Genomic DNA, 23,468 nt, shown 5'->3' on the forward strand with positions numbered 1-23,468 from the left:
TGAGCCTATATTAGTTAGCGAGGATTGTAACGGTGAAAAAACCTATCAAGCGAAATTAACCGGTGCTTCAGCAGAGGATGTACTGATATTTTGGTTTGACGAAGACAATAATCTTTTAAGTACTGATGAATTTATTAGCATAGGCAATTCAGAATCTGGAAACTATTACATAGAAGTCCAGCCAAGGAATAGCGAACCCTGTGATCTAGAACCCATTCTATTTGAAGTTAAAGAATCAGTTTTGAATCTTGAGGTATCTTTACTGGCTGCTCCACTCTGTCCTGATGCCACGGATGCCGCAATTTCCATTGAGGCGGAATTGGATTTGGTCAACACCATTGAATGGTGGTTTACGGACCTCAATGGAAACCTGACCGAATTGACCAGCCAAAAGAATATACCTGAGATATTAGCTTCTGAAGAAGGCACCTACGAAGCAAGGCTTTATAATAATGCATCATGCTTGTTAGGGTCAGATTTAGTGCTACTTACCAGAAGTATGGATCAAGTTAGACCCGAAGTAGATGAGCGTTATCAAATCTGTCCAAGGTATGAAATCGCGCCTGTGATCAACCCTGGAAGTTTTGCTTCTTATGAATGGTATCACGAAGGAAACCTGGTTTCCACAAGCCCTACCTACAAACCTTTGTTAGTAGGTAATTTTGAACTTGTGGTATATAGTGAAGAAGGATGCGCCTATAATACAACTTTTGAAACCATCGAGGAATGTGAACTCCGAGTAACTTACCCAAATGCCATTGAGCTCGATAACCCAGATAAAGGCTTTTTGGTTTACACCAATTATCTTATTGATGAATTAGAGGTCTTCATTTTTAATCAATGGGGCCAGATGGTTTACAATTGTAAACAAACAGACTTGATCAAAGAAGAATCAACTTGTTTTTGGGATGGGACCTACAATGGTAAAAAAATTCCGAATGGGACCTATTCTATCCGACTCAATTATGTGAACCTCGAAAGAGGGATCACTGATTATCAAATTGGATCAATATTAGTAATCAACTAAGAGTAAATTACTAAGTATTTAAGTGGAATAGATTTTGATATTTTTCGGCATGCGATTAGAAAGTTCAATTCTTTCTGAGGCAGATCATATAAATTTGCAGACACTTAAATAAGTAGACATTTTGCGAGCTAAAGACCAATTTCCGACTTGGAAGATTGGAATCCTGTATGCATTGATCAGTTTATTGACTGTATCATCCCCGTTAACCTCCATAAGCGCCGTAAAAAATATTCACAGAACGGTCGCTGAAGATTTTGGAGTACTGGAACTAATGGGTCCAGAGTACTTATGTATTGTTTTTGGAGGAGTTATAGGAACCTTTAGCGGCGGGGGTGATCCCGAAACAGACGTCTACACATGGGTAGTCACCGACCAAAACGGGGAAGTTATATTCAACCAATCAGGAGGTGGAGTACAATATGAAACTGTTAAAATTTCATTTAATGAAATTGGTAAGTACCAGGTCAAGCTGAACGTAAGGAGAAATAATCAAAGTGATTTCTATGAAAAAACCATGGAAGTCACCGTTCAAAAGGCCCTGAATTAGCATTAGAGCCAGATTACCTCCTTTGTAATGGAGGATATGCCGAACTTACTGCGATCAATCCCAACAATACTCCAAACATCAATGACTATACCATCATCTGGAGAGATGTTTTGGATAATGAAATTGCCTCTGGCAATACCATTCAAGCTTATTATGAAGGATATTATAAAGTAGAAATCTTTTTAACCAATTCTGAAGGTGGACAAGATTGTTTAATTACAGGTTCAACTTTCGTAGGCCCTCCTATAGATTTTAAAATAATCCAAAGTTCAGAGCAAATCTGCGAAGGGGAGAACATTACTTTCTCATTGGACACTCCTCTTTCTGGAGAATGGTTTATCAGGAAAGACACTGAGACCACCAAAGTAAGCCTTGGTGAGGGATTTGAAAAGGTAATTCGTCCGGAGGACATCGATGGCATCGGGTATTTTGAAGTATACTTCAGTGCAGTGAATGAGGAATTCCCAGATTGCAGATCTGAGAGGAGAAAATTCTTTTTTGTAAATGAAGCTCCAAAAATCCAACTAAGTATGACAGATCAGCCTGAAGACTGTTCTGACCCTTCTGGAGGCTTTCAGGTAACTACGCAATCTGAAATTGACTCCCTATTTATTCCTGAACTTGGCTTGACTGAATTTGATATTTCTGCAGGTCAAACACTTTCTTATTCTAACCTCAAACCAAAGATTTATACCGTTAAGGCCTTTAAAAATGGGTGTGAAGTAACAGAGTTAATGAAGTTGGAAGCAATGGATCCCCCTTTAACAGCTTCTCCTCCTAGTCAGGCAAATGTTAACATCATAGAAGAACCAGAAACCTGTAGTCCTACTGGGGTATCTCGAGGAAAATTGACTTTTGAATTTGATGAGCCTGTCACTGGTTCTTTTAGGGTCATGCAAGAAAACGAGGGGGAAATAACCTATGGGGAACTGATTAACGAAACGAGCAAAACTGTCGATTTATTAGGAGGGAAGTATGTGCTGGAGCTTATCATGGGAGGTTGTACTTACCCAATGGAAGAAGTAATAATTGGAACTGAAATGCAGGTGGAATATTCTGTTCCTGAATCCATCAACATTTGCGAAACCTTTGATTTGATCCCAGAAACAGAAGAGGACCTAACATACACCTTAACTTTTCCAGATGGACATGAGGAACAAATTGGGGCTAATGGTGCCTTTTCATTGACAGAACCAGGGGATTATGAAATTTTAGCAGTCTCTAATGACGCAAGTTTAGGACTATGCCCAAAGAAAAGACAATTCACCGCATCTCTCTCACAATCAATTTCATTTGATTATCAATTGATTGAGGAGGACTGTTTTGGGAATAAAGTTTTTGAGGCTTCGATTGAAGGAATAGAACCTGAAAATGCTAGTATTCGTTGGCAAAATTCCGACGGAGAAATAGTAGGAAGAAGTCCTATATTCTATCCTACAGCTTATGGAACCTATTCCTTAATCGTACAACCATTAGGAAGTGGTTATTGCCCTGTTGAAAAGATTTATTTCGAGGTGGTTGAGCCGATATTTAGAGTTGACACAGAACTGGAAGCTACCAAAATCTGTCCACAGCCTTATGAAGCAACCATTACTTTGACTACGGATGAAGAGGCAGTAGATCATATTGAATGGATCTTTTTTGACTTAAATGGAAACCGAGAAAATCTTACCGCATTGGATGATTTATTGGAGATTCCAGCAGTGGAAGTAGGAACTTATGAGGTAGTTGTCTACAGTAAATTGGGCTGTGAATTAGGTAGAAATCAAATAGAAGTGGAAGAAAGTACATTTACGACTCTTCCACAAGTAGAGGATTCTTATGCATTTTGCTCTATAGAAAATAACACGATCCCTGCTATAGACCCAGGAGATTTTGCGACTTATAGTTGGTTCCATGAAGATCAACTGGTATCCACCTCCCCTACCTATAAGCCAGAAGAAATAGGAGATTATGTATTAGTGGTTACCACCGAAGATGGTTGTGAATTTACAGCAGAATTCAACACTTATGATGCATGTAAATTCCAAGTGGTTTACCCCAATGCCATGATTTTAAACCAAGCTGATAAAGATTTCAGAGTTTTGATCAGTGAAGGCGTTTCAGAGGCAGAGCTTTTTGTATTAAATAGACAAGGAACTTTAATCCATCATGAGTTAACCAGTGAAATCCCAGTTGAGACGCCTATTTTACAATGGGATGGAACAATCAATGGAAAAAATATTCCAAGCGGTACTTACGTAGTCATTTTGTTGTTACGAAATAATGAATTTGGTTTTGAGGATAAGATAACTAGCTCACTGTTAGTTATCGAGTAAAGAATATCTAGATTCTTTAAAATTTTTATATAATCGGAAAAGCCTTAATCCGATATTTTTCCTATTTTCAAAGCCATTTCAATTGTTATTTTAATGACCCAGTAACCAAAATACCTAGCTTATGACTCAAACCATCAACAAAAGTGCGCTCTTCAACGCGAGTTGTTTTGCACTCATTACAACGGCATTTTCATTTAGTATCAGTGCCGGAACATTAAGACAATTAGGAGATGACTTAGGATACACTGCCGAGAGGTTAGGGTATATCAACTCTCTATGGTTCTTTGGATTTCCAATAGCAATGATCATCGGAGGATTGATCTATCACTCTATAGGACCTAAAAAAATTATGAAAATCGCATTCCTTTCTCACTTTATAGGAGCAGCATTGACGCTGTTTGCGATTTATTTTGTTTCAGATATGAGCTATGTTTTGCTTCTAGCTTCAAATCTTTTAATGGGAATTGGATGTGGATGTACAGAGGCAGCTTGTAACCCAATGATTGCTGATATGTATACCGGTTCCACGATGAATAAAATGCTAAACAGATTCCACATGTGGTTCCCTGGAGGTATTTTCGTTGGAGCTCTTCTTTCAGAAGCAATGACAAGCTTTGGATTCTCTTGGCAAAGTCAATTCTGGTTAATTCCTATCCCTGCAATCATATACTTCTATTTATTCAACGGAAAAACTTTCCCTAAAGCAAGTGTGGAGCAAGCAGGTTCTTTGTCAGGAAACATCAAAGCGATGTTTACTCCTTTATTCCTTTTCATTTTCGCTTGCATGGCACTTACTGCAATTACTGAGTTTGGACCACAGAAATGGACTGGATTGATTATGGAAAGTTCTGGTGCTAAGCCTATGTTGATCCTTGCCCTTACCACAGGACTTATGGCTGTATTGAGATTCTTCGGAGGACCAGTAACCAAGGCCTTGGGTCAAACTGGTGTTTTATTGGGAGGTGCAATCGTATCTACCATAGGAATTTACTTGTTTAGTACACAAACTGGCGTAATGGCCTATGTAGCCGCTATTTTCTTTGCTGTGGGAGTTGCCTTCTTCTGGCCTACTATGATTGGATTTGTGGCAGCAAAAATCCCAAAAAGCGGTGCCTTAGGCATGTCAATCATCGGTGGTGTAGGTATGTTTTCTACAGCGATTTTCCAACCTATTATCGGTGGATGGATTGATAGTGATATTGCAGAGCAAACAGCTTTAGGATTAACTGGATCGGAATTGGATCTTGCTGCAGGTCAAGCAACTCTATCTACAATGACCACTTTCCCAATTATTTTGATTGTGGCATTCTTGATACTGTTCTTTTGGCAGAAAAGCTCAAAACCTTCAGTTGCAACAGCACATTAAAAAAGCAGCCTTCGGGCTGCTTTTTTGCTTTATTGATTTCCACATGAATAGGACGTATACTCTTCTTTAAAAAGGGACCATATCTTCCCCTCTTCATCTCGATAAGTAATACCTTCATACCTTTTTGATACTTCAATTCCACCTGTCGTTTCTATGGTAGATCCATCTTTCAATGTGATCACACAAGGACCTTCAAATTTTTGAATGTCTACCAACTTGGTGTCTTCAAACAGGCTACAACCCATTAAAAGAAATAGAAGAGGGATAACTTTTTCATTTGTTCCTACTAAAACTCATGGCTAAAATGAACAAAAAATAGTTCTTATAAAAACTGATAACACTGTTAGAAATACTTTATCCACCCCTTTCAATCATTCATCAACTTTCTTTTAATAAGTGTTAGTTATACTTATCAAAATTCATCCTAATAATCATAGTGGGCGGAAAGCTCCTTTACCCGTTTTATTAAGCACAAAAAAAGCTCAACCGTTATGGAAGAGCTTTGTGACCTCGTCAGTGCCTGTCCCGCATCTGCGGGAATTCACCCTGATAACCATCGTAAGCTATAACCTCCTATTACCGTTTTATTAAGCACAAAAAAGCTCAACCGTTATGGATGAGCTTTGTGACCTCGTCAGTGCCTGTCCCGTATCTGCGGGAATTCACCCTGATAACCTTCGTAAGCTAAAACCTCCTTTTTCGGTTATATTGAGCACAAAAAAGCTCAACCGTTATGGATGAGCTTTATGACCTCGTTAGTGCCTGTCCCGCATCTGCGGGAATTCACCCTGATAACCATCGTAAGCTATAACCTCCTATTACCGTTTTATTAAGCCAAAAAAAGCTCAACCGTTATGGAAGAGCTTTGTGACCTCGTCAGGATTCAAACCTGAAACCTCCTGAGCCGTAATCAGGTGCTCTATTCAGTTGAGCTACGAAGCCGAAATGGAATGCAAAGGTATTTATTTTTCTTTTTATTCCAAACAAGCACAAGGAAGAAAAAGATCTTTTTGTAAATTTAAACTTGATCACCACTTAAGAATAATTAAGACTAAAAACAGGGTAATTCCTTCAGGAATTCATATTTTTGCCCGCGATGAATTTGAAATTCAATCCTTATTTAATGAAAAAATTATACACTATTTTGTTCGCTTTGGTTTTATTCCAAACCGCATTTGCACAGGAAAAACCAAAAACTCCAATTGGAGGTAGACCAAATATTCCAAGCAACTTATCTTTTGAGTTCGGATTTAACCAATTAAACAACCGACCTGAGGACATGAGTCTGAACTTCTTTGGTTCCAGGACTTTCAATGTGTACTTCCAGCACCCATTTAAAATATTCGGTGAAACATCTGGTTTTACATTCGATCCAGGTATTGGCTTTGGAACAGACAAATACGCTTTCAAAGATGGGAAAAACCTGTTTAATGACGTAGAAAAAGGGCCTGAATCCAGTGACCTGCTTGAAGTAACTGAAGTATATGGAGAAAATATTCGGTTGAATAAAAACACCTTTGCAGCAAACTATATAGACTTTCCTTTAGATTTAACATACCACTTCAATAAAACGAATCATTACAAAGGATTCAGGGTTTCATTAGGAGCCAAGTTAGGCTTGCTTTATGAAGCACATTCTAAAATTAAATTCACTGATTCTGATGGTCTAGAAAGAAAAATCAAGGACTCCCAGAATTATGGACTTGAGAAATTCAGATATGGATTGACCCTAAAAGCGGGATCTCCTGGCTTTTATGCATGGATGTATTACGGATTGAATAAAACTTTCCAACAAGGAATGGGACCAATTGGGACGGGAGCTACACAACTTAACTTTGGGGTTGCAGTCAATGTCTTTTAATCCCATTCAACATATCAAAAAAGCCGGAAACTAACTCCGGCTTTTTCATGCTATTTTTTTGAATAGAACTTCTTATAAAAATCAGGGGTAAATCAATTCAAACCCCAGAAAGCAAATGATAAATCCATAAACAAAGCCAATATAAATCTCCAATGGTTTATGGGCGTTTAAATATAATCTACAAGTAGCTACCAAGCCAGAAAGCACAATCGCACCTAATAAGGGATACAATGCATCGAAGGTGGCGAATTTCAAGTTTAACACTATAACTGTCGCCACTAAGCCCCTAATCCAGTCATATGTGCAGACATTTTCCAAAAAAAGTCACCAGGGTCAAGCCTACAATGGAGACAGATATGATGCCTAATACCTGCCAAAGAATCGGATCCAATTCATTCTTATCATGCAGAAAATAAGTGGTCAATAAAAAATAGATGGTAGTCACAATAAATGGAACAATCCGATCCTTTATATCAACCATATGGATACTTTTTAAAGTACCGCTCAATCTTAACCCAAAAATAGTAACCATGGGTATGGCAAGGGTAGATAAGACTATTAAAAGGAAGATTCTGTTTTTAAAAACATCAGGGATACTGCTTGCCTCTGGTACCAAGTACAAGATCAACCCAAACACCAGGGTAGGGACTAGCAAAGGCTGAAAAACTACAGAAACAAATAAAGCAATTAATCTAGGCACTAGAGTTCTTTTCTTAGTCTTGCAACCGGTATTTGAAGTTGTTCTCTATATTTTGCCACGGTCCTTCTTGCTATATTATACCCCTTTTTATTGAGCATCTTCACAAGCTTATCATCTGATAAAGGCTTCTTCTTATCCTCTTGATCCACCATTGCCTGCAAAACTGATTTTACTTCACGGTTACTTACATCCTCTCCACTATCCGTGGCAATTCCTTCCGAAAAGAAATACTTTAAAGGATATACACCAAATTCCGTCTGGATGGCTTTACTATTTGCTACACGAGACACAGTGGAAATATCCATATCAATTCTTTCAGCAATATCTTTTAAAATCATTGGACGGAGGTTGGTTTCATCCCCATCGATAAAGAATTCCTTCTGATAAGTAAGTATTGCCTCCATCGTCCTCAATAAAGTATTTTGTCGTTGCTTAATGGCATCAATAAACCATTTTGCAGCATCTAACTTCTGTTTGACAAAAGATACTGTCTCTTTGAGCTTTTTATCCTTCTTATCACTCTTGTCATAGGCATCAAACATCTCAGAATAAGACCTGGAAATTCTAAGCTCGGGTGCATTCCTGGAATTTAGGCTAATTTCCATTTTTCCTCCGTTATTCGTCAGAATAAAATCAGGAATAATATACTGGGTACGGACCAATCCATCTGCTACGCCTCCAGGCTTCGGGTTCAGTTTCGTAATTAGATTTACCGCCTCTTTCGTCTCCTCCTCCGTTAGATCACACTTTTTCTGAATTTTGGAATAATGCTTTTTCGTAAACTCATCGAAGCAATCTTGAATAATTCGAAGAGCATGGATTACCGTAGGATCTTCCGGATGTTCTTTGCGTTCAAGCTGAAGTGTCAGACATTCCTGAAGATTTCTTGAAGCAATTCCAGCTGGATCAAAGCCCTGGATTTTTCTCAAAATTTCCTCCAGTTCATCAATATCAGTTTCAATATTTTGGCTAAAAGCCAAGTCATTAATTATCGCATCTAGGTCCCTACGGATGTAGCCATCGTTTTCTATACTCCCAATCAACTGTTGCCCGATGATTCTTTGTCGATCATCCAACTTAAGAAAATTAAGCTGAGACACTAATTGCTCATGCAAGGATGACTGACTGGAAATCGGAATTTCCCGATCTTCTTCATCAGGGCTATAATTCCCATCTCCTTGCATCTTGTAACCTCCATATTCATCATCGAGGTAATCGTCAATGTTAACATCCCTATCATCCTGCACAGAATCCTCCTCGTAACTATCTTCAAAATCGTCTTGAGAACTATCTGAATCATCATCCTTCCCTTCTTCCAAAGCAGGATTTATTTCCAACTCTTCCTCAATTCTGGTCTCCAATTCTGCAGTGGGTACCTGCAACAATTTGATAAATTGGATCTGTTGAGGAGAAAGTTTCTGTGAAAGTGACTGGCTAAGATTTAGCTTTTGCATTAGAAATCAGATAAAACCAATATTTGGGTTCAAAAAAGGCCTTTTCAAGTGAAAAAGCCTCATACCCAAAGTTAGGAAAAACAAACAATTTTTTGATAAAAAGCTTATTTAATCGTTTTTTTGCATTCCACTTTACTATCATCGGAAATAGATATTTTCCTTAAATAAATTCTCCTAATGGCATTTAACAAACGGGTCAAAATCAAGACCATCCTGGATGAAAGTCCAATAGGTTCAGAAGTGACACTGATGGGCTGGGTACGTACAAAAAGAAGCAATAAGAATGTTTCATTCATCGCTCTAAATGATGGATCTATCATTACGAATTACCAAGTAGTCGCAGACCCTAATGTGATCTCAGAAGATATCTTAAAAAATTGTGCTACAGGAGCTTGTTTGAAAGTTACTGGAAAGGTAGTGGAATCCATGGGAGCTGGACAGGCTTCTGAATTGAATGCTACTTCTATTGAAATATTGGGCAAGGCAGATCCTGAAAAATATCCACTTCAACCCAAAAAGCATTCCCTTGAGTTTTTGAGAGAGATTGCACACTTAAGAATAAGAACCAATACTTTTGGAGCTGTTTTCAGAGTTAGGCATGCGTTGGCTTTTGCTATACATAAATACTTCAATGATAGGGGCTTCTTTTATATCCATACCCCAATTATTACTGCTTCAGATGCTGAAGGTGCAGGTGAAACTTTTAAAGTAACTACCCTAGATCTCAAAAACCCTCCATTAAAAGAGGATGGTGCGATCGACTATACGGAAGATTTCTTTGAAAGAGAGACTAACTTGACTGTTTCTGGTCAATTGGAAGGTGAATTAGCTGCTCTTGCTCTGTCTGAGATTTATACCTTCGGCCCTACTTTCCGTGCAGAGAATTCAAATACTGCTCGACACTTGGCAGAATTCTGGATGATAGAACCTGAAATGGCATTCTACGATGCTGAGGACAACCAAGACCTGGCAGAAGACTTCTTGAAATATATCATCCAATATGCGTTGGATCATTGTGCGGAAGACCTCAAATTCTTGGATCAACGAGTTGCTGAGGAAGAAAAAGGAAAGCCTCAAGACCAAAGAAGTGAATTGGGATTACTTGATAAGTTGAAATTCGTGGTCGAAAACGATTTTGAAAGACTAACCTATACGGAGGCGATCAATATCCTTAGAAACTCCAAGCCCAATAAGAAAAAGAAATTCGCTTACCTTATTGATGAGTGGGGTGCTGATTTACAATCTGAGCACGAACGCTATTTAGTGGAAAAGCACTTTAAGAAGCCAGTAATCTTGACAGATTATCCAAAAGAGATCAAATCCTTCTACATGCGTCAGAATGAGGATGGAAAAACTGTAGCAGCTATGGATATCCTTTTCCCTGGAATTGGTGAAATTGTCGGAGGTTCTCAAAGAGAAGAAAGGCTGGATGTTCTTACCCAAAGAATGCAAGAAATGAACATCCCACAGGATGAAATGTGGTGGTATTTAGATACCAGAAGATTTGGCACTACCCCTCATGCTGGATTCGGTTTGGGTTTTGAACGAATGGTACTTTTCGTAACAGGAATGAGTAATATCCGCGATGTGATTGCATTCCCTAGAACCCCTGGAAACGCAGAATTCTAATCATCACTCCCCGGCAAATTTGTCGGGGATTTTTTTGATTCCTTAAGTGATCATCCAAAAGGTCACCCAAAATAAAATGTACCTGTAAATAATAAAACTCGGGATGATAAACAATCCTAACAGAACACTTCTCCAAATAGCTCCTAAATTATCGATATTGAACGCCTTTCGGATAAGAAAAAACATGTAGAAAACGATTATTAGCAAAAACACAATGCTAATCGTCAATTCATTGAAAAGGGAACTCATCGAGAAATCGAAAATCTTACTAAAAAAGATCACAATTGCTGGAAACAAGACCAATACAAAAAGTATATAAAACCCATAGAAATATGCTGAGGCTGCAAGAAAGTCCACTAAAAACAGCTTTTTAGTCTTCCAGAAAATAACTTTCAGAAATAGCCCTTGAAGAATTACTAACACGATTAACAATAGTTTTCCATTGGAGGCAGATACCTTTTCAAACTCAGCTTGGAAATTTCCCAGATCTAAATCATTGGTTTGAATATAGGATTCTACTATTGGACGAATAGAATTACTGTATGGTAATTGATACATCTGAACATCAAACGAGGTGTTAAAAGTAGAAATCAGAGGAAAAATGAAATAGATCAGGTTGGCAAAGAAGAAAAGTTGAAGTGGGGTTAGGTATTCCTTTCGAATGCCAATGACGAAACTTTTGTTAATTCTCCGGGATTCGTAACCAGAAGCTTGATGGTTTTAAAAAATTTTCCATCTGCCACAAACACAGATGAAATAGCTTCTTCTAAAAATTGAATAAAACTTTTGTCTTTCGCTTCAATCCGCTTTTCTCCACAATTGTAACAAAAAGTACCTTTCAATTCTGTATTGCATCTAGCACATCGTAAAGTACTTTTTTCCATTCTTTAGAGGGTAATTCCTTCACCGGTAATTTCCTGAATTATTTGGTTAATTCAAACTGCCTTAAACTAGCTCAACTCACTACTTTTATCCTTCTAGCCAAAGGAATGCAAAGTAAACTAAAGAAGATTGCCAAATAGCCCACCAAATTGAAATTAGTGAGTTCCCCAGCGGCATTCTCCCCTATAATTACCCCTGCAATAAGCGACGCCAACCCAGTTGCCATTTGTTGGACTGCAGAATTAAAACTCAAAAACTCCCTCTATTCTCAGGTTTTGCTGTTCCAGTAATCAAGGCTGCGGCAGGTACAAATCGGCCATTGGAGGTCACAAAAAATAGTGTGGAAACCATTAGGACAAAAAAGATGGGAGTAACACCTAAATGGGTAATAATAGCAATAGGTACCACATTCAAAGCCATGAAAATGGTAAAAATCTTCAGTTTCCCATACTTGTCTGAAAGTTTACCCACCCAGGGAGAAGTGAAAATAGTAAAAGCTCCTCCTGCCATATAAATGTAAGTTAACTGCATCTCTGTAAAGCCAATATTTGATACCGTACAGGGACTCAGGAATGGGATAATCATAAACTGACCAAACATCATCATCACAGACAAGGAAATTGCCCTCATTTGATTGGAGTTCCCAATAACCCGGGATATCACCAACATGGGGTTGGGTCTCAAATATCCTTGATCTAAATGGTCCCTAATCGATGGAATATATTTAAAAACCATCACTAGGCTCAACAAAGAAGTACCAGTAAGGATAAAAATGGAGTATGCCAATTCGATAGACTTGCCAAAAACAGACCTAATGGAACGCCTAAAACCGAGGCTACAGAAAATGCTGCCATGACCAATCCCATGGCCCTTCCCCTTCTTTGATCAGGAATAACATCTCCGATAATAGCCAAAATCAATGCGGAAGTAAGCCCTCCAAAGAGTCCTGATAAAACTCTTGCAAATAATAATATGGAATAACTTGGAGATAAGGCACATGCCAATGTGGCCAAGGTAAAGCCCATATACACCCATAATAAGATCTTCTTTCTATCGAATCGATCGAGAAAAACGCCCCAAAAAACTTGAAATCCCAGCGCTGAATGTATAGGAAGAAACCAAAAGGCCAAATTCTCTTGGACTGATTTCAAATATTCTCATCAACTGAGGACCTAATGGTATCAAGATCATAAAATCAACGATGTGGATAAAGTTGATCAATGCTAAAGTCCAAAGAAGAAACTTTTCATTCTTCATAAAAGGGATGTAAGGTGTAGTTTACAGAGAAATGCTATATATCACGATATATCAAGTAGTTTAAATGTCTCCGGAATAGCCTCAATCAAGTCAGAGGCGATTAGTCCCTTTCTCTTTTTTGCTCCAGCAAGTTCTCCTGCCAACCCATGATGATATACCCCACAAATGGCGGCATTCTCCGGTTCATATCCCTGCCCTAAATAGGAAGTAATCATTCCTGTCAACACATCTCCAGAACCACCAGTTGCCATGTATTTGGTACCAGAAGAATTAAAAATCTGTCTTCCATCTGGCAAAGAAATGACTGTATTAGCTCCTTTAAGGACGAGGATTAACTCGTTGGTAACAGAGAACTCTTTAGCCATTTCCAGTCGCTCCAAATGATTCTTTGCAGGACCTACAAGACGGGAAAACTCTCCTATATGAGGGGTTAAAATTGAATTTTTGGGCACAAGTTCAAGCAATTCCTTACTTCTCGCTAAAATATTCAAGCCATCCGCATCAATCACTACGGGGCTTTTAAATTCTTCCAAAATCTGAGTCAATAAATGAACCCTACCATCTTGCCCCCAACCAGGTCCAATTCCTACCGAATCGTAATATTCCAAATTTGCGATCAGACCCCAAGAAGCCATGGCTTCAGGAACTGCTGTTTGGATGATATCTCTTTCTGAATCTTCAATATGGCAGGTAACAAGTCCAGTCCCTGTTCTTAAAGCACTTTTCGCACACAAAATCAATGCTCCCATTTTCCCAGGACTGCCACCTGCAATTAAAATTTTACCATAGTCACCTTTATAGGAAAACCGATGGAAAGATTTGTGAAGTGAAGGAATATCCTTTTCCTCTAAATAATAAAAGTTTGAATCAAAGCCTTTATAGGTCTCCTCCTCAATCCCAATTTCCACCAATACCAATTCTCCGACGTACTCAGCATTTTCAGGAAGTAGTAAGGACAATTTTGGAAAAGCAAAAGTAACGGTAAATTCTGCTCGTACAGCAATACCCTGGTGGATGGCTTCAGAAGGAAGACCACTTGGGATATCTACCGAAACAACAGGGCCTGAGAACTCATTTATGTAATCAATGATTGGAATACTTGATTCCCTTAAAGTCCCTGCAAGTCCGACGCCCAAATAACAATCAATCAGAATTAAATCACCTTTATACTTTAATTCATTGAAATCGACTATTTGAATAGTTTTAGGAAGTAATTTCCAATTAGCTGACGCGTCAGGTGATAGTTTACTTGGATCAGTAAAACAAGGAACCACTGTCACATAAATCCCATGATTTGTTAAAATCCTAGCGATTGCAAGTCCGTCTCCTCCATTATTTCCAGCTCCCACCAAAATCAACACTCCATACTCTTTGAATTGATCTTGTCCTACATACCAATCCACAAACCCCAAGGCAGCCACTTCCATCAATTCTTGGCTCGACTGCCTGGAAACTGAAATATGTTTAGCATCTAACTCTTTTACTTGAGCACCTTGAAGGACCTTTTTCATGGGAACAGAAATTAAGAAGCGTTTAATTGACTTTTCGGAATCGTAACCAATAGTAAGAAGCCTAGACCTACCAAGAAAAAGATTCCTAGGGTCAAGGAACTGTTTCGCATACTTCCAGTAAGCTGTTCGATCACACCATAGGAAAATGTCCCTAATACAATAGCCATTTTCTCGGTAACATCATAAAAACTGAAATAGGAGGCGTGGTCTGTGGTAGATTCCGGAATTAATTTAGAATAGGTAGATCTTGATAAAGATTGGATTCCTCCCATTACCAAACCTACCACAAAGGCTAAAGCAAAAAACTCATAAACCGTGTACACGTAATAGGCTGCTCCACAGATAAAAATCCAAATAATGACCATGGTGACCAGACTGGATTTATTTCCATACTTCTTAGATATAAAGGCAAAGAAATAACTTCCTATAATAGCCACAAACTGAATAATCAAAATGGTTAGTATCAATTGATCACCAGGAAGCCCTAACTCCTTATCTCCAAAACTTGCAGCCAAATACATGACCGTTTGTACTCCCATCGAATAAAAGAAGAAAGAAGCTAGAAATTTGTTCATTACTCCAATTTTCCTCACCTCAAAAAACACTTTTCGAATCTCTTTATACCCTTTGGATAAAATCTCCCTTGTTACATTTTTCCCAAAAGGGTTTTTAGGCAGTACATTAAAAGTAATCTGGGCAAATCCAGCCCACCATACTCCAGTAATTAAAAAGGACAGCCTGGCAGCGATCCCTCCATCAGGAATCATAAAGGCAGAAGGAAACTGGATCATTAATAAATTAAGAATCAGTAAAATCACGGATCCAATGTATCCCAAAGCAAAACCTTTGGCACTTAAAAAATCATATTCTTTCTCCTCGGAAATTTCCGGCAAATAGGCATTATAAAACACAATACTTCCTGCATACCCTATACTGGCTAGCACGCTACAAATAATTCCAAATTCAAGATTGCTTCCATCAAATAAGAAAAGTCCTACACAAGAAATTGCCCCTAAATAGGCAAAGAACTTCATAAAGCTTAATTTCTTTCCTGTGGAATCTGCTATTCCTGATAACAATGGAGAGATCAAGGCAATGATCAGGAAGGAAAAGGAAATGGAATACGAATACAGAACCGTATTGATCATTTCAAAACCAAAAAATTCACTTTATCACTTCCATCAATTGCTTTGGTGACATTGTTGTAATAAACCGGAAAGATGGTAGATGTAATAACAAGACTATAAACAGAATTCGCCCAGTCATACATGGCCCAACCGTTTTGGACCTTCTTTTTATTTTTTAGTGTTACTAGCATGGGATAAACAAAAAAAGCTATCCCGGTATGGGGATAGCTTTAAATATACTGAATAGTTTCTATTTAGTCTTTTACAACTTTACCAACAGAAGCGTAAAGAACTCTTCTTGCATCCGCTTCTCTCAATTCAGTTTGAACGTCTGAGATTGGACCCATTTTTACGTCTTTATCCACTTTCATTGAAATTGTAATCCCTCCGCGGTCCGCTTCAGGCAATGCATCTCTTTCTTGGTTTACCCACTGAACGATTTCGTCAGTTGACATCAAGGCATCGTTAGCTTGAACTCTTGGTTCAGTTCCATACAATGATGTATTTTTAGGCTTACCAATGAAGATGTAAGAAATCAACGTTTTCTTTTGCAATTTCTGAAGCTGAGTAGCTTGAGGAATTTTTTGCTCAACCAATATCTCCTGATCTCTCAACACGGTAGTTACCATGAAGAAGAAAAGAAGCATGAAGATAATATCCGGCAACGCCGAGGTTGGGATATTCTCAGAGACTTTATTTTTCTTTCCGAACTTTCCCATATTAATTGCTTCCTAGTTTATCTGGTTCTGCGATGGAAATCTGCATTGCAATGCCTTCTTTCCCTTTGTCAATAAGCGCTTGTTCTGCGTCATCTTTACCACTAAGAGCTCTGTACTCGTCAGTTGACAAGTTTGCTCTAGTTGCATAGATATCGAAGTAAGCCTTTTTCACCAAATCCAATACTTCAAGATACTTTTCGTAGCTAGTACCTCTGTTTGTTTTGATGGAAACAACAGCTTCACTTGGATAGTCAGAAGATTCAGGATTTCTAGCTGCTTCTGCTTGAAGAGAAGCTGGCAAAGAATTGTAAAGAGCAACTGCTTCTTCATCCGGCGCACCGAAATTCAATACAAATGCTTTAACATCCTTATCTAGACCATCGGCACTTTCTCTGTATTCTCCTTCTACAAGAAGATCATCGTTCGCGTTGACAAGAATGGTGTAGATGTTACGCTCATTCTTTTGAATGTCTGGTGGCGGAACGTTAGGATCCACTTTTGGAGGGAGTACATTCAAGATACCCTTATCCGATGCAATAGTAGTAGTGACGAGAAAGAAGATCAGGAGCAAGAACGCTATGTCAGCCATAGAACCTGCATTGACCTCCTGAGCCATTCTATTTTTCTTTCTAGCCATATTACTTTATCGCTTTGTTTAATTCAGTTACTACGATTCCAGCCAATGCTGCAATCGCAAGTACATACGTAGTTATAAGCATTCCTCCTACTAACTTAGATCCATCTGCGGTTAAGTTGAAAGGTTCTGCTTCAAATTTTGGAAGTACTTCGTCGCTAGAAATAGAGTAAGCGATGAAGAACAACACCAAGATGCCAACGATACCCACTACTGTCTTCAACAAACTCTTAGGATCATTCAAAGAGTTGATTAAAGGCATTACAATAGAAGCGAAAGCTCCAATCGCAATTAGTAAGTAACTACCGTATAATAAAATGTCATAAGTATCCATAATGTAGCTTTCTTCGGGGTTAACTTAAATAATTGAAACTCAAATTTTGACGGCTTACTTACCAGTCAATTTGTGCTTCACCAAGATGTCCACCAAAGTGATAGAAGCATCTTCCATATCGTTAACCAAAGAGTCAATTTTAGCGACACAGTAGTTGTAGAACAACTGAAGGATAATCGCTACGATCAAACCCGCTACTGTAGTCAAAAGGGCAATTTTAATACCACCTGCCACAAGGGATGGGGAGATATCACCAGCTGCTTCGATAGAGTCGAATGCACCGATCATACCAATTACAGTACCCATGAAACCCAACATTGGAGCAAGAGAGATGAAAAGAGAGATCCAAACTAGACCTTTTTCCAATCTACCCATTTCAACAGATCCATAAGCAATGATGGACTTCTCAACCATTTCGATACCCTCAGAGTATCTCATAAGTCCTTGAGTAAAGATTGAAGCTACAGGGCCTTTGGTGTTTCTAGTAACATCCTTAGCCGCCTCAACTCCACCTGAAGACAAAGCATCTTCAACCTTTGCCAACAATTTCTTGGTGTTGGTCGTAGAAAGGTTCAAAGTGATGATTCTTTCGATAGCTACAGCAAGACCTAAGATCAAACAGATCAATACTGGAGTCATGTACAAAGGATCACCTTCGATAAACTTGTCTTTAACTACTTGGTGGAAGCTTTGCTCCTCAACGACGATCTCGTCATCAATGATTGTTGGTGATGCAGCAGGTTCTTCTGCTACAGGAGCCATTTCTTCTTGAGCTGCAGAATCAGCTGCTGCTTCTTGTGCGTTTGCGAAAACAGGAACAAACATGATACCTGCAAGCATGAACAAAGCGATTAACTTTCTCATAATTTGATTTTTAAATAGACTTTTGATAAAGGTTAAATGGTTTCTACACTAAAATCGAGTTTTAAAGTTATCATTTTTTAATTTCAAAAAACAATGGACTCTTTTAGATTTTTTGGAAAAATCCTGCTTTTAAAGCGGAATTGGGGCAATTATTACACGAGCGGAAAATATTCCTTTGAACTGTCATAGGCTTCTAATTCGCCATTTAAAGGTCAGAATAGTCCATTTTCAAGTGTTAATTCATTCCAAAACAATCTCTTAAGTCCTTTGCGTCAGTCAGATAGACAAAGAAAAATTTCTTTGAATATTTTTCCCTTACCGACATAACTTAACCGATTTCGCAACTAAGTTACAAAAAATGCAATTCTATCCGTCCCATTATCAGACTTTCCTAAATCTTTTAACGTTAAATATTTTTAAAATACGCTAAGGATTGAAACTTTTCATTGCCATCTCTCTAACAATCCCTTCAAAAAATTAGGCCAATGGCCTTTTCAAAGCATTTAACTATTGAATTAGAAAGATTTGAGATTCCCGGATTTAGGAACATTTATTCATAATTACAGTAAAAACCTATTTCATTTTATTTTTAGATAAGAGTGGTTTTAATAATATGCTCGTTTGATTGTTTATTATTTACAGCACATCGCAGCATCTTATGATTATCCTTACAGTCGATTTCGAACCCGATCATTTTAAATATCGAGGGTTCTCATCCCTATTTTATTTTCTGTTGCTACTTTTCTGAAAATAAAAAAAGCCAAACTATTGCTAGCTTGGCTTTGCATTGAATTAACTAATTGCTCAAATTCTCTATTCAAGCTATTACAGGAATTTATTCTTTGGATTCGCTTGGGATTAATCTTGGAGGCAACAATTTGTACATCACAGGGGTAATGATTCGCGACAACAACGTAGAGCTTATCAACCCACCTATCAATACAATAGCCAAAGGCGAAATCAGAGGATTGGTCGAAATAGCTATTGGAATCAATCCGCCAATCGCTGTAACAGTAGTCAAAACAATTGGCAAAAACCGGACTTCCCCAGCTTCCCGGATCGCCTCATCTAAATTTTTGCCATCCAACCGGAGCTGGTTGGTAAAATCCACCAAAAGAATAGAGGTCTTCACCTCAATCCCAGCCAGGGCAATCAATCCTATTATCGCTACAAAAGACAAGGAGTTTCCGGTAATCCAAAGTGCTGCCAAAGCCCCTACCATTCCCAAAGGAATCACGGACAAGACAATGATGGTACTTTTAAATGTCTTGAAAAGTAAAATCAAAACAGCAATGAAAAGGAAAACCGTGATGATGATCACAGTTTCAAATCCTGCAAAGGACTCTTGCTTGGTTTCATATTCCCCTCCCATGACATATCCATACCCGGATGGAAAATCAATCTGATCCATCGCTGAGATCACCTCATCAATCACCCGGTCTGCAAGGTAATCTTGATCCACAAAAGAACTCACAGAAACAGCTCTATTCTTATTGAAATGGTCAATAGTCAGGGTACTGCTTTCCAATTCCAATGAGGCAACTTGAGTCAAAGGAATTCCTGCTCCATGTTGCGAATTCACATACAAGCCTTCAAAATTGGAAAGTGAAGCTTTGCCTTTTCTGGGGGTAGACACAAGAATTGACCTTTCATCTCCATAGCTATCAGTAAACTCGCCCAAATCCAATCCTGCAATGGCAAGACGAATCGTTTGGTCCACATCGGCTATGTTTACCCCAAGCTGCCTCGCTTTGTCTTTTTCAATGGCAACCTTGATATCAGTTTTAAGATTGGAAACAGGATTATTGACATAAATAGTCCCTTCTGTATCTTTCAACACCCTTTCTACTTTACTTGCCAAATTCCGAAGGGTATCCAAATTTTCACCTGAAATTCTCACCTCTACAGGGGCAACTACCGGAGGACCTTGTTCGAAATTCTTCACTTCAATTCTTGCACCCGCAAATGTTGAAAATACCTGTTGGAGTTCATTTACTATTTCCAACTTCCTAGGTGGCGTGGTATTGGGATCCAGTTGTACAAATAACTGTGCATAATCACTTCGCTCATTTTCTGGAATCTCATTGTAATAAATTCTTGGATTCCCTTTTCCCACATTCGTAAAGAAATTATTGAGCTCTGGGATTTTCACAATTTCTTTTTCCACTTTCCTCGTAACCAAATCTGTCGTGGACAGATTGGATTGCAAAGGAGTGGTAATATTAATTAGGAACTGTGGCTTTTCTGAAGGGGGAAAAAGACTGAATCCAATGACCGGGAAAAGAGCCAAGGAAGTTCCGAAAATCAAAAAGGCAATGATTAAGGTCTTTATCGGAGATTTTAATGCCTTCTCTAAAAGAGGTGCATAGCTAGCATGGATTCCCTTTTGTAAAATCGTTAAAAACTTATTTTCATGACTCCCTTTTTCTTTCAAAATCTTGGAAGAAAGAAATGGGATAATAGTCAAAGAAACCAGCATGGAAGCCAACACACTTGTGATAACAGCCATCGGTAAACTTCTAATGAAATCTCCCGATCCTTCAGGCAAAAACACCAAAGGCATAAAAGCGATGATCAAGGTGATGGTGCAACCTACTACAGAAAGGGATATTTGTTTGGTGGCTTTTAAAGTTGCTTCCAATCGAGTATGTCCTTCGCGAATCCACCGTTCGATATTTTCTACTACCACTATGCTATCATCCACTAATAAGCCCAAAGCAACTACCAACCCCACGATACTAAGTTGATTCAGTCCATACCCTAACGCATTTAATATTACCAAACCAATCGCAAGGGAAAGAGGTATCGAAATCATGACGATCAAAGACGCTCTATTCCCCAGGGGCAATAACGTGAGAAATACTAATCCAATAGCAATAAGAAAGTCCGTACCTAATCCTCCTAACCTTCTATTGACATAATCGGCCTGATCAAAGCCAACCACAAAATCTATTGTATTAGGAAGCTTTTCTTTGAAGTTTTCTAAAACGGGAAGATATTCTGCTTGAAGAGCTGAGTTATTATTCCCTTCTTTCATGGCTGCGGTGACAAATACTGCTCGGTAGCCATTCATTCTGGTTATATAATTTTCCTCATTGAAGGTAGGATGAACCTCAGCTATATCCTTTAAGGCAATATTCTTTCCATTGATGGAGTAAACTATTGTTTCCGCAATTTCATCGGTAGAACTATAATTCCCACTTGTTCTTACATTGAAACTTTTGCTTCCTGCTTCTACCGTTCCTCCAGGAATATTTGCGATCTCGCTTTGTATACTTCCCAAGATCACGTTGATAGGAATATTCATTTCAGAGATTTTATCCAACCGTAGGTCGATGCGGACAATTGGATCAGGGAGACCATGGATTTCTACTTTTTTAAGGGCAGTGATTTTTTCCAAATCATCCTGTAATTGTTCCGCTTGACTTTTTAATTGCTCTCGCGAAGCGTTTTCACTGATCAACGCCAATTGTAAAATATTCACATCGGAAGGGCGAACTTTTCGGATTTCGATACTAAATATATCTTTTGGCAACTCAGGCCTCAATGCATTTACTTCACGTACGAGCTCCTGATATTTTTCAGTAACATCCTCATTATAGTTATAGTCTACTTGAAGAACTGCTACTCCATCTTTGATTTCAGTTTTGATTTTCTTGATGTCTTCCAATCCATAAATCACCTTTTCCAAAGGATCTACAACAAGTTCTTCCATGTCCTCTGGGCTTGCCCCTGGATAGATAACAACCACAGGAAATTGTGGTGCTTCAATGACAGGGTCCTCACTCCTTGGCATATTCAAGAAGGTGGTAGTTCCTACGGCAATTGTCATCAGAAAGATGATCAGCGTAAACTGATAGTTTTTTACTGAAAAATCTGAAATTTTCATTGCTTTTGGAGTTGGATTTCAGATTCATTTGTCAAATAAGCAGAGCCAGAAACAATCAGAAATGGATAGTCTTCTAATCCTGAAAGTACCTGTACCGTCTGATTGGAAATCTTTCCAATTTTAACAGGCACCTTGGCCACGGTTCTTTGATCTTGGGTCACAAAGACAAACCCCTCCTTTCCTTCTGCATCCAAGAGGGATTCATAAGGAATCTCCCACCCCTCCGCTTGTTTGGATGGGAAAATCCTTGCCCTGCCAAACATCCCTGAAGCCAAATTCAGATGATCCTTTTTTTCAGGAGAAATCTCCAGAGAAAACGCACCTGTTGCTGGATCGGCAGATTGACTTTTCCGAACCACCTTACCCAATAAATACCCTTCCGGATTATTTCCTATTTCGATATGGGCAGTGTCTCCCTCTTCTATTTGAGTCCAGTTCACATCATTAATTGCAACTTGAAGTACCCAAGAATCCTCTTTGGCACCATTGGTATGTAATACCGGATTACCTGGGAAAACTTGCTGTCCTTCATTGATGAATTTTCGAAGGACAAATCCATTCTGACTTGCTCGTATCTGTGCAAATTGAAAATTAAACTCTACAGCTTTAAGTTGTTCCGTGGCTAATTGTAAGGCAGTCTCAGCATTTTGCATTTGTTCCAAGGTAGCTACACTGTCCTGATAAAGCTTGGAAGCTCTTTCGAAATCCCGTTTTGCTTTTTCGAAACCAATCTTAGCTTGGCTTAATCCAGCTTCTAATTCTGTAAGATTAAGAGTGGCTAATAACTGCCCCTTTTTTATTTCATCCCCTTCTTCTACATATATTCTAGATACTATTCCGCCGACCTTAAAAGAAAGGATGGTTTCATCATTTGTGGTCCAGTTACCACTAGCAGGTATAGATGTGGTAAATGATCCCTTGTTTAATTCTAATAGCGTTACGGGAATTACATCTCCTTTGCGATGTATTACAGAAGAATTCTCTTGCTCACCACAACTAAAAATGAGCAAAGAACCTATAACAATGGTATATAGCGTGAAGGCTTTCATAGTGAATTGGTTTCGGTTAAGAGTTGTCTTTCAAGTTTTGCCTGGGCTTTTAAGAGCGCATAGGCATTGATGGTCTTTTGTAAGGCAGCTTGAGTATATTGGTTTCTGGCATCAATGAATTCAATTAAGGAATTAGATCCTTCTTTAAATCCTCTGTCCACCAATCTTAGATAGGAAGCGGAAGACTCTAATTTTTTTCGGCAGTTAGCAAAGCTGCATGACTTGTTCTTAGGTCATTCTTGGCGATTTTCAAATCCAGTTGGAGTTTTTCTGATAGGAGTTCCTTTTGATAGCCTATAT

19 protein-coding genes, 1 tRNA gene and 3 pseudogenes are annotated in these 23,468 nt (G+C 38.6%); 6 read left to right on the forward strand and 17 right to left on the reverse strand.

From position 1 onward, the window contains the following. Positions 1-241 precede the first annotated feature (241 nt). The 4 genes from V8V91_RS10120 to V8V91_RS10135 all read left to right on the forward strand — a co-directional run bounded on the left by V8V91_RS10120 (position 242) and on the right by V8V91_RS10135 (position 5,258). Positions 242-1,027 carry a gliding motility-associated C-terminal domain-containing protein gene (locus V8V91_RS10120; protein ID WP_373399954.1) on the forward strand — a complete coding sequence of 262 codons (786 nt, stop codon included), beginning with the start codon at positions 242-244 and terminating at the stop codon, positions 1,025-1,027. 121 nt (positions 1,028-1,148) lie between these two features. After that, on the forward strand, positions 1,149-1,574 hold the full coding sequence (locus V8V91_RS10125; RefSeq protein ID WP_373399955.1) for a hypothetical protein: 426 nt from the start codon (positions 1,149-1,151) through the stop codon (positions 1,572-1,574). Positions 1,575-1,684: 110 nt separating this feature from the next. Continuing rightward, positions 1,685-3,892, forward strand: a complete 2,208-nt coding sequence (locus V8V91_RS10130; RefSeq protein ID WP_373399956.1) for a hypothetical protein — start codon at positions 1,685-1,687, stop codon at positions 3,890-3,892. 121 nt (positions 3,893-4,013) lie between these two features. Next, a complete protein-coding gene (locus V8V91_RS10135) occupies positions 4,014-5,258 on the forward strand; it encodes a sugar MFS transporter (protein ID WP_373399957.1) in 1,245 nt (414 codons plus the stop codon). A 29-nt stretch (positions 5,259-5,287) separates the two neighbouring features. Here V8V91_RS10135 and V8V91_RS10140 read toward each other — a convergent pair whose 3' ends face one another. Then, entirely contained in the window at positions 5,288-5,503 is a 216-nt protein-coding gene (locus tag V8V91_RS10140; protein WP_373399958.1) for a hypothetical protein, read from the reverse strand. A 623-nt stretch (positions 5,504-6,126) separates the two neighbouring features. Continuing rightward, a tRNA-Arg gene (locus V8V91_RS10145) sits at positions 6,127-6,200 on the reverse strand. A gap of 181 nt (positions 6,201-6,381) precedes the next feature. On the opposite strand from V8V91_RS10145, the gene V8V91_RS10150 reads away from it, so the two are divergent. Further along, the gene (locus tag V8V91_RS10150; protein ID WP_373399959.1) at positions 6,382-7,119 is read left to right on the forward strand and encodes a porin family protein; all 738 of its coding nucleotides are present in this window, start codon (positions 6,382-6,384) and stop codon (positions 7,117-7,119) included. 81 nt (positions 7,120-7,200) lie between these two features. On the opposite strand, the gene V8V91_RS10155 is transcribed toward V8V91_RS10150, so the two are convergent. The 3 genes from V8V91_RS10155 to rpoN are packed head-to-tail and all read right to left on the reverse strand — an operon-like array spanning position 7,201 to position 9,273. After that, positions 7,201-7,374, reverse strand: coding sequence for a hypothetical protein (locus tag V8V91_RS10155; protein ID WP_373399960.1), 174 nt, complete (start codon positions 7,372-7,374; stop codon positions 7,201-7,203). 40 nt (positions 7,375-7,414) lie between these two features. Next, entirely contained in the window at positions 7,415-7,819 is a 405-nt protein-coding gene (locus V8V91_RS10160; protein WP_373399961.1) for a hypothetical protein, read from the reverse strand. Then, positions 7,819-9,273, reverse strand: a complete 1,455-nt coding sequence (gene rpoN, locus V8V91_RS10165; RefSeq protein ID WP_373399962.1) for an RNA polymerase factor sigma-54 — start codon at positions 9,271-9,273, stop codon at positions 7,819-7,821. The genes V8V91_RS10160 and rpoN overlap by 1 nt, the downstream gene beginning before the upstream one ends. Before the next feature lie 177 nt (positions 9,274-9,450). On the opposite strand from rpoN, the gene asnS reads away from it, so the two are divergent. Continuing rightward, complete coding sequence (gene asnS / locus V8V91_RS10170; protein ID WP_373399963.1) at positions 9,451-10,902, forward strand: asparagine--tRNA ligase; 1,452 nt, start codon at positions 9,451-9,453, stop codon at positions 10,900-10,902. A 42-nt stretch (positions 10,903-10,944) separates the two neighbouring features. On the opposite strand, the gene V8V91_RS10175 is transcribed toward asnS, so the two are convergent. From V8V91_RS10175 to V8V91_RS10230, 12 genes and pseudogenes are all read right to left on the reverse strand, one after another. Beyond that, on the reverse strand, positions 10,945-11,460 hold the full coding sequence (locus V8V91_RS10175) for a hypothetical protein (RefSeq protein ID WP_373399964.1): 516 nt from the start codon (positions 11,458-11,460) through the stop codon (positions 10,945-10,947). Positions 11,461-11,546: 86 nt separating this feature from the next. Further along, a complete protein-coding gene (locus V8V91_RS10180) occupies positions 11,547-11,786 on the reverse strand; it encodes a hypothetical protein (RefSeq protein ID WP_373399965.1) in 240 nt (79 codons plus the stop codon). Positions 11,787-11,857: 71 nt separating this feature from the next. Beyond that, a pseudogene (locus tag V8V91_RS10185) lies at positions 11,858-13,041 on the reverse strand (MFS transporter). Between the two features lie 41 nt (positions 13,042-13,082). Further along, a complete protein-coding gene (locus tag V8V91_RS10190; RefSeq protein ID WP_373399966.1) occupies positions 13,083-14,552 on the reverse strand; it encodes an NAD(P)H-hydrate dehydratase in 1,470 nt (489 codons plus the stop codon). Between the two features lie 11 nt (positions 14,553-14,563). Next, positions 14,564-15,870, reverse strand: a pseudogene (locus tag V8V91_RS10195) (MFS transporter). Between the two features lie 63 nt (positions 15,871-15,933). Continuing rightward, positions 15,934-16,398 (reverse strand): biopolymer transporter ExbD, encoded by a 465-nt coding sequence (locus V8V91_RS10200; protein ID WP_074226283.1) that lies wholly within the window; start codon positions 16,396-16,398, stop codon positions 15,934-15,936. 1 nt (position 16,399) lies between these two features. Next, the gene (locus tag V8V91_RS10205; protein WP_074226282.1) at positions 16,400-17,035 is read right to left on the reverse strand and encodes a biopolymer transporter ExbD; all 636 of its coding nucleotides are present in this window, start codon (positions 17,033-17,035) and stop codon (positions 16,400-16,402) included. A gap of 1 nt (position 17,036) precedes the next feature. Further along, the gene (locus V8V91_RS10210; RefSeq protein ID WP_373399967.1) at positions 17,037-17,366 is read right to left on the reverse strand and encodes a hypothetical protein; all 330 of its coding nucleotides are present in this window, start codon (positions 17,364-17,366) and stop codon (positions 17,037-17,039) included. A 54-nt stretch (positions 17,367-17,420) separates the two neighbouring features. Continuing rightward, entirely contained in the window at positions 17,421-18,230 is an 810-nt protein-coding gene (locus V8V91_RS10215) for a MotA/TolQ/ExbB proton channel family protein (RefSeq protein WP_074226280.1), read from the reverse strand. Between the two features lie 835 nt (positions 18,231-19,065). Further along, a complete protein-coding gene (locus tag V8V91_RS10220) occupies positions 19,066-22,119 on the reverse strand; it encodes an efflux RND transporter permease subunit (protein WP_373399968.1) in 3,054 nt (1,017 codons plus the stop codon). After that, on the reverse strand, positions 22,116-23,168 hold the full coding sequence (locus V8V91_RS10225; protein ID WP_373399969.1) for an efflux RND transporter periplasmic adaptor subunit: 1,053 nt from the start codon (positions 23,166-23,168) through the stop codon (positions 22,116-22,118). The genes V8V91_RS10220 and V8V91_RS10225 overlap by 4 nt, the downstream gene beginning before the upstream one ends. After that, positions 23,165-23,353, reverse strand: a pseudogene (locus V8V91_RS10230) (hypothetical protein); the annotation flags it as partial. The gene V8V91_RS10225 and the pseudogene V8V91_RS10230, both read right to left, overlap by 4 nt. Positions 23,354-23,468: the final 115 nt, after the last annotated feature.

It is taken from the genome of Algoriphagus halophilus (assembly GCF_041729275.1).
Lineage (GTDB): Bacteria > Bacteroidota > Bacteroidia > Cytophagales > Cyclobacteriaceae > Algoriphagus > Algoriphagus halophilus_A.

What these genes read in the sequence shown, in the direction of transcription:
- V8V91_RS10135 (WP_373399957.1), top strand. Translation starts at nt 4,014, where the DNA reads ATGACTCAAACCATCAACAAAAGTGCGCTCTTCAACGCGAGTTGTTTT.
- V8V91_RS10140 (WP_373399958.1), bottom strand. Translation starts at nt 5,503, where the DNA reads ATGGGTTGTAGCCTGTTTGAAGACACCAAGTTGGTAGACATTCAAAAA.
- V8V91_RS10150 (WP_373399959.1), top strand. Translation starts at nt 6,382, where the DNA reads ATGAAAAAATTATACACTATTTTGTTCGCTTTGGTTTTATTCCAAACC.
- rpoN (WP_373399962.1), bottom strand. Translation starts at nt 9,273, where the DNA reads ATGCAAAAGCTAAATCTTAGCCAGTCACTTTCACAGAAACTTTCTCCT.
- asnS (WP_373399963.1), top strand. Translation starts at nt 9,451, where the DNA reads ATGGCATTTAACAAACGGGTCAAAATCAAGACCATCCTGGATGAAAGT.
- V8V91_RS10175 (WP_373399964.1), bottom strand. Translation starts at nt 11,460, where the DNA reads ATGTATCAATTACCATACAGTAATTCTATTCGTCCAATAGTAGAATCC.
- V8V91_RS10180 (WP_373399965.1), bottom strand. Translation starts at nt 11,786, where the DNA reads ATGGAAAAAAGTACTTTACGATGTGCTAGATGCAATACAGAATTGAAA.
- V8V91_RS10190 (WP_373399966.1), bottom strand. Translation starts at nt 14,552, where the DNA reads ATGAAAAAGGTCCTTCAAGGTGCTCAAGTAAAAGAGTTAGATGCTAAA.
- V8V91_RS10200 (WP_074226283.1), bottom strand. Translation starts at nt 16,398, where the DNA reads ATGGGAAAGTTCGGAAAGAAAAATAAAGTCTCTGAGAATATCCCAACC.
- V8V91_RS10205 (WP_074226282.1), bottom strand. Translation starts at nt 17,035, where the DNA reads ATGGCTAGAAAGAAAAATAGAATGGCTCAGGAGGTCAATGCAGGTTCT.
- V8V91_RS10210 (WP_373399967.1), bottom strand. Translation starts at nt 17,366, where the DNA reads ATGGATACTTATGACATTTTATTATACGGTAGTTACTTACTAATTGCG.
- V8V91_RS10215 (WP_074226280.1), bottom strand. Translation starts at nt 18,230, where the DNA reads ATGAGAAAGTTAATCGCTTTGTTCATGCTTGCAGGTATCATGTTTGTT.
- V8V91_RS10220 (WP_373399968.1), bottom strand. Translation starts at nt 22,119, where the DNA reads ATGAAAATTTCAGATTTTTCAGTAAAAAACTATCAGTTTACGCTGATC.
- V8V91_RS10225 (WP_373399969.1), bottom strand. Translation starts at nt 23,168, where the DNA reads ATGAAAGCCTTCACGCTATATACCATTGTTATAGGTTCTTTGCTCATT.